Annotated in this window: 7 protein-coding genes; 2 read left to right on the forward strand and 5 right to left on the reverse strand. The window is 62.6% G+C overall.

The window, feature by feature from the left end:
* Window positions 1-783, forward strand: a 783-nt coding sequence (locus tag AB4Z11_RS20730; protein WP_442027368.1) for an MlaD family protein, incomplete at its 5' end; no start/stop codon positions are given.
* A complete protein-coding gene (locus AB4Z11_RS20735; RefSeq protein WP_442027369.1) occupies window positions 780-1,379 on the forward strand; it encodes a PqiC family protein in 600 nt (199 codons plus the stop codon). The genes AB4Z11_RS20730 and AB4Z11_RS20735, both read left to right, overlap by 4 nt.
* Here AB4Z11_RS20735 and moaB read toward each other — a convergent pair.
* The 5 genes from moaB to AB4Z11_RS20760 all read right to left on the reverse strand — a co-directional run bounded on the left by moaB (window position 1,376) and on the right by AB4Z11_RS20760 (window position 5,692).
* A complete protein-coding gene (moaB, locus tag AB4Z11_RS20740; RefSeq protein ID WP_442027370.1) occupies window positions 1,376-1,876 on the reverse strand; it encodes a molybdenum cofactor biosynthesis protein B in 501 nt (166 codons plus the stop codon). The genes AB4Z11_RS20735 and moaB overlap by 4 nt on opposite strands.
* Entirely contained in the window at window positions 1,869-2,684 is an 816-nt protein-coding gene (fdhD, locus tag AB4Z11_RS20745; protein WP_442027371.1) for a formate dehydrogenase accessory sulfurtransferase FdhD, read from the reverse strand. Before fdhD ends, moaB begins: the two co-directional genes overlap by 8 nt.
* 103 nt (window positions 2,685-2,787) lie before the next feature.
* Window positions 2,788-3,546 carry a GNAT family N-acetyltransferase gene (locus AB4Z11_RS20750; RefSeq protein WP_442027372.1) on the reverse strand — a complete coding sequence of 253 codons (759 nt, stop codon included), beginning with the start codon at window positions 3,544-3,546 and terminating at the stop codon, window positions 2,788-2,790.
* A gap of 85 nt (window positions 3,547-3,631) precedes the next feature.
* Complete coding sequence (locus AB4Z11_RS20755) at window positions 3,632-4,186, reverse strand: hypothetical protein (protein WP_442027374.1); 555 nt, start codon at window positions 4,184-4,186, stop codon at window positions 3,632-3,634.
* Window positions 4,187-4,237: 51 nt separating this feature from the next.
* Window positions 4,238-5,692 carry a Ppx/GppA phosphatase family protein gene (locus AB4Z11_RS20760; protein WP_442027375.1) on the reverse strand — a complete coding sequence of 485 codons (1,455 nt, stop codon included), beginning with the start codon at window positions 5,690-5,692 and terminating at the stop codon, window positions 4,238-4,240.
* Window positions 5,693-5,734 lie beyond the last annotated feature (42 nt).

Consider the following 5,734-nt stretch of genomic DNA (forward strand, 5'->3'; position numbering starts at 1 on the left):
GATCAGGCCAAGGCGATGCGCGAACAGGATGGCGCGCCGATTACCACCGTGTTCTACTTCAACCAGTCGGTGCGCGGCCTGTCGCCAGGCGCGCCGGTGGACTTCCGCGGCATCGTGCTGGGCGAAGTGCGTTCGGTGGGCGTGGAATTCGATCCGGTCAAGAAGGACTTCAGGATGCCGGTCACGGTGGACATGTACCCAAGCCGCCTGGGGCGCCGCTTCCAGGCCACGGTGGCGGACGAGCAGGACCGCAATGCCGGTCCGGTGGTACTGGAACGCATGGTCAGCCACGGCCTGCGCGGCCAGCTGCGCACGGGGAATCTGCTGACCGGCCAGTTGTACATCGCGCTGGACTTCTTCCCCAACGCGGCCCAGGTCAAGCTGGATATGAGCGCCTATCCGATCGAGGTGCCGACGGTGCCGAATGCGCTGGACGAGTTGCAGACCCAGATCGCCAGCATCGCGCGCAAGCTGGATAAAGTGCCGTTCGACCAGATCGGCAACAACCTGCGCGATTCGCTGAAGAGCGCCGATACGCTGTTCAAGAAAGTCGATGCGCAGCTGGTGCCGGAGCTGCAGGCCACGCTGGGCGAGGCGCGCCAGACCTTCGGCGCGGCGCAGCAGGTGCTGCAGCAGGATTCGCCGGTGCAGTCCGACCTCCGCACCGCGCTGCAGCAGCTGACGCAAACACTGCAATCGCTGAGCGAATTGTCCGACTACCTCGAACGCCATCCGGAGGCGATCATCCGCGCCAAACCTCTGCCCATGAAGGAGAACAAATGATGCGCTGGCACGTTTTGTCAGGCGGCGCGGCAGCCGCATTGCTGCTGGCAGGCTGCGCGAGCGCGCCGCCGGAACACTTCTATAGCCTCAGCAGCGGCATGGCGCCCGCCTCGGCCGCGCCCAATCCCGGCTACTACATCGAAGTGCACAATGTGAGCGTGCCGCAGCAACTGGCGCGCAGCCAGCTGGTGGTGACTTCGGGTGAAGGACGCATCGACGTGCTGGAGCAGGAGCGCTGGGCTTCGCCGCCCGCTTCGGAAATCGGACAGGCACTGTCGCTGGCGGTGTCGGGCGAGCTTGGCGCAATTGACGTGTTCCGCACCCAGCCGCCGGACAAGGCCACGGTCTATCGCATCAGCACCAGCGTGCAGCGTTTCGAGTCCGCGCCCGGCCAGTATGCCCTGCTGGACGCGGTGTGGAGCGTGCGCCCGGCGGGCAGCCAGCAAGTCCTGACCTGCCGCACCATCGCCCGCGAAGAAGTGGCAGCAGGCAATGAGGCATTAGTGATGGGCCATCGGCGCAATATCGCCCATATGGCCGCCGATATCGCCAGGGCGGTGCGCAGCCAGGCGTCCGGCACGGGGGCTTGTCCTTAAGGTTTGAAGCGCGAGGCGAAGTTGCAGGGCTTGTGGCGGCTGTCCAATTGTTCGGCGAGGATGCCGTCCCAGGCCAGCCGGCAAGCGCCGGGGGAACCCGGCAGGCAGAAAATCAGCGTCTCATTGGCGATGCCCGCCAAGGCGCGGGCCTGCAAGGCGGACGTACCGATATCGTCGTAGGACAGCTGACGCAGCATCTCGCCAAATCCCGGCACTTCGCGGTCCAGCAGCGGCAGCACCGCGTCCGGCACCACATTATTCGCCGCAAAGCCGGTACCGCCGCTGGTCAGCACCACCTGAATCTCGTTCTCGGCGATGCAGTCGCTCATGACGCGGCGGATTTCGTACAAATTGTCCGGCACGATGGCGCGTCGTACCAGCTGATGGCCAGCCGCTTGCAGGCGTTCGGCCAGCAGATCGCCGGAACTGTCATCGGCTGCCGTGCGGCGGCTGCTGACGGTGAATACGGCGATGCGCAAGCTGACGGGATCAGGCATGTTCCACCTCCGTGTATTCGACGAAGCCATCGGCGCGGCAGAAGCTGACCAGTTTCAGGCCTGCCTGGCGGGCAATATCGATGGCCAGCGAGGTGGGTGCCGAAATCGTGGCCAGCATGGGAATCTGCATGCGCGCCGCCTTGCGCGCCAGCTCGTAGCTCGCGCGGCTCGATAGGAAGACGAAGCCCTGGCGCATATCGATACCCTGCATGGCGAGATGGCCCACCAGCTTGTCCAGCCCATTGTGACGGCCCACGTCCTCGAATACGCGGTGAACGGCGCCATCCAGTCCGCACCAGGCGGCGGCATGCACGCCGCCGGTCTGGCGCATCAGGGCTTGATGCTGCCCCAGTTCGCGGGCCGCGCGCTCGATGGCAGGCGCCAGCGGCTCCGGCAAATCGGACGGTGGAATGGGTTCCGGCGAGAGATCCAGCAGCTCCAGGCTTTCGATGCCGCATACGCCGCAACCGGTGCGGCCCGCCAAAGAGCGGCGGCGTTCCTTGAGCTGCATGAAGGCGCCCTGCGCGATGGTCAGCTGCACCTCCGCCGCCGCAGGCAGAAGGCGGGCTTCAAGGTCGTAAATCTCGGATTCGGCGCGCACAATGCCTTCGGTCAGGGCAAAGCCGACCGCCAGTTCTTCCAGGTCGCGCGGTGTCGCCATCATCACGGCGTGGGAGATGCCATTAAAGACCAGTGCCACCGGCACTTCTTCCGCCACGTTATCGGTAGCTTGAGCGGCTTGCCGGCCGCGATGGCGCACGATGGCGCGCTCCTGGTAGCCCGCGCGCTGCGGGGGATCGAATTGCATGGTTCACCTCAGATCTCACAATGCCAGTCTGCATGGTAAGAAATGAGGCGCCGCGCGCGCGTGCACAGTTGGGCACGCGGCGCGGGGGTACAGTCAGTACAGCTTAGGCGGCAACGCCGTAGTGACGGGCGTAGCGGTTGTCCAGATTCGCCAGCGGCATCATCAGGTACAGGTCCGCGCTTTCGAAATCAGGGTCCCAGGCCGGTTCGCCGCAGATCCAGGCGCCAGAGCGCATATAGCCTTTCAGCAGGGGTGGAACCTGTGGCGCACGGGCTGCTTCCACCTGGCCGATCGGGAACGGCAGGTGCGGGGTCACGCGGTACTCAGGCGGCGCCATATGGCTTTTCTTCAGGTGCTCATACACTGCGACGGCGTTGTGGCCACCGTCGGCCAGACTGATGCTGGCGCAGCCGGTCAGGTATTCGCACTGGTGACGGCGCATGTACTCGGCCAGGCCGGACCACAGCAGCATGATCACGCTGCCGCCGCGGTAATCAGGGTGAATGCAGGCGCGGCCCGCTTCAACCATGCGGTTGCGCAGGTGGCGCAGGCGGCCCAGATCAAATTCGTTTTCGGAATACACGCGGCCCAGTTTGCGGGCGCCGGCCGGGTTGAGCAGACGATAGGTGCCGACGACCTTCAGGCTGTCGGCTTCGCGAACGATCAGGTGATCACAGACTTCATCGAATTCATCGCTGTCCAGGCCATCTTCGCTGGCCAGGGAAGTCAGCCCCATGCTCTCAATGAACACCTTGTAGCGCAGACGCTGGACTTCGCGCAGTTCTTCCTGGGTGCTGGCCATGCTCAGCAGCAGGCGACCGGTGACGACCTTCTGTTCTACTACTTGAATAGTGTTTTGCATGCTCTGCCTCCTAGTTGAGTCAGAGCAAGCGTAACTATTGATTACTGCCAGAACATGACATTTCTATGTCAGTTCTATGACATGGTCACGCCTTCTTAGGGCGACCGGTCTTCAGCTGTGGCAAAGACGCCAAAACGCTCTGCAGGGTGGCCAGGTCGATCTGGGAAATCAGGGCGACGCCGATACGCAGCAATTCGCTCTTCTTCACTTCGAAACCGGCCTTCAGGCAGGCTTTTTTCACCTGGCCCAGCACTGCGTACTCGGCTTCCGGCATGGTGAAGCTGTCGCGCACCAGCTTTTCCTTGCGCGGCTTCAGCGCATCGACTGGCTTGTCGGCTGGTTTTGCAGCTTTCGGCGCCTTGGCAGGTTTTGCAGCCTTGGCTGGCTTGGCGGCTGGGGCCTTGGCAGCTGGCTTCGCGGCTGCCGCTTTTGGCGCTGCAGCCTTCGGAGCGGCGGTCTTTGCGGCTGGCTTGGCAGCAGGCGCCTTGGCAGCGGCGGTTTTGGCGACCGGTTTAGCGGCCGGTTTAGCAGCAGGCTTGGCCGCTGGCTTGACGGCTGCTTTGGCAGCAGGTTTCACAGCGGCTTTGGCTGCAGGCTTGGCAGCGGTTTTGGCGGCCGGTTTGGCTTTCGTGGCATTCATGGACTGTTCCTTTTATTGAATAATATAAACAATATATACTATTTTTAACTTTTAAGCAGTAGTCCTGATACTGAAATCCACTCCAACCTCGTCCCAGAACTCCTGTTCCTTCTCCATCCAGTACGACAGCGTAGGGTGTTCTGCCACGCGTTCGCGCTTTACTTCCAAGTCGATACGGTTCTTCATGCGCAGCTTGACGCACTTGTCGTCGACTGTAATGCGCGAATGCATGAAGAGAACTGCCAGACGCAGCGCCACGACTGCCTTGGCGAAATCGGAATCCAGCAAATACTCGCTGATTTTGCGCAGATTGCCCTTCTGTGCCAGAACCATGCGCCCCATCACCTTCTGCTCGCGGGTGGTAAAGCCCGGCAGATCGGCGTTTTCGACCATATAGGCCGCGTGCTTATGGTAGCCGGTCTGCGACACCACCATGCCCGTCTCGTGCATCAGCGCGCACCAGAACAGATAGCGTCCCATGCCATCGCTGGACGGCTTCATCTGCTGGAACAAGGTCAAGGCGTCGTTCGCCACGCGGTCGGCGCGCGCTTCGTCCACGTGGAATTTGCGGATGTAGCTGCGCACCGATTCTTCACGGCGGTCGCGGCGCATGGAGCGCAGGTAAAGATCCCACATCACGCCCAGACGCAGGCCCGCTTCCACCGGCTCCAGCYGCTCGACGCCCAGTTCGTGCATGACGCCGATCAGAATGGCCAGGCCGCCGATGACGGTGCTGGCGCGGTCGGGGCGCAGGCCGGGCATGTCGATTTTGCCGACCTGGCCGATGGCGATAAAGCGCTTGCGCACTTCGTTCAGGCTGGCGGGCGTGATGCCGTCGCCCAGCTTGTTCTTCTCGATGATTTCGGCAATGGCCCGGATGGTGCCGGAGGAGCCGTAAGCCCGCTTCCAGTATTCCGGATGATAAGGCGGCGCCCCATCCTCGAAATGGCTGCGTGCCGACAGAATCGCCGCTTCAAACGATGGCGCATCGATACGGCCATTGATGAAGAAGGACAGGCTCTGCTTCACGCTGCCCACACTGAAGGATTCGGCGCGTTCGATGTCCAGGCCGCGGCCCAGGATCAGCTCCGTGGAGCCGCCGCCGATATCCACCACCAGGCGGCGCTCGTTCGGCTGACCCAGTGCGTTGGCTACGCCCATATAAATCAGGCGGCCCTCCTCCTCCCCGGAGATGATCTCGATCGGATAGCCGATGGCTTGCTCGGCCTGCGGCAGGAAGGTTGAGGAATTGCGTGCGGCGCGCAGCACGGCAGTCGCCACTACGCGCACCGCGTCAAGTTCGTACGCAGCCAGCAGGATACGAAAATTTTTCAAGCACATCAGCGCGCGCTGCATCGCGTCCTGCGTCAGATTGCCATTGGCATCGAGGCCGGCAGCAAGACGGATGGGTTCACGCTGGCTTTTCAGTATGCGGATAGTTTCACCATCGTGCTGGCCGATGGAGAGACGGAAGCTATTGGAGCCGAGATCGACGGCGGCAAACATGGTCGATTCCATTTATATCGTTTATACCGAAAATGCTACCAC

It is taken from the genome of Pseudoduganella sp. RAF53_2, from assembly GCF_052113985.1.
GTDB lineage: Bacteria > Pseudomonadota > Gammaproteobacteria > Burkholderiales > Burkholderiaceae_D > Rugamonas.

Coding starts and splice junctions, on each gene's coding strand:
- AB4Z11_RS20735 (WP_442027369.1), top strand. CDS start 780: ATGATGCGCTGGCACGTTTTGTCAGGCGGCGCGGCAGCCGCATTGCTG.
- moaB (WP_442027370.1), bottom strand. CDS start 1,876: ATGCCTGATCCCGTCAGCTTGCGCATCGCCGTATTCACCGTCAGCAGC.
- fdhD (WP_442027371.1), bottom strand. CDS start 2,684: ATGCAATTCGATCCCCCGCAGCGCGCGGGCTACCAGGAGCGCGCCATC.
- AB4Z11_RS20750 (WP_442027372.1), bottom strand. CDS start 3,546: ATGCAAAACACTATTCAAGTAGTAGAACAGAAGGTCGTCACCGGTCGC.
- AB4Z11_RS20755 (WP_442027374.1), bottom strand. CDS start 4,186: ATGAATGCCACGAAAGCCAAACCGGCCGCCAAAACCGCTGCCAAGCCT.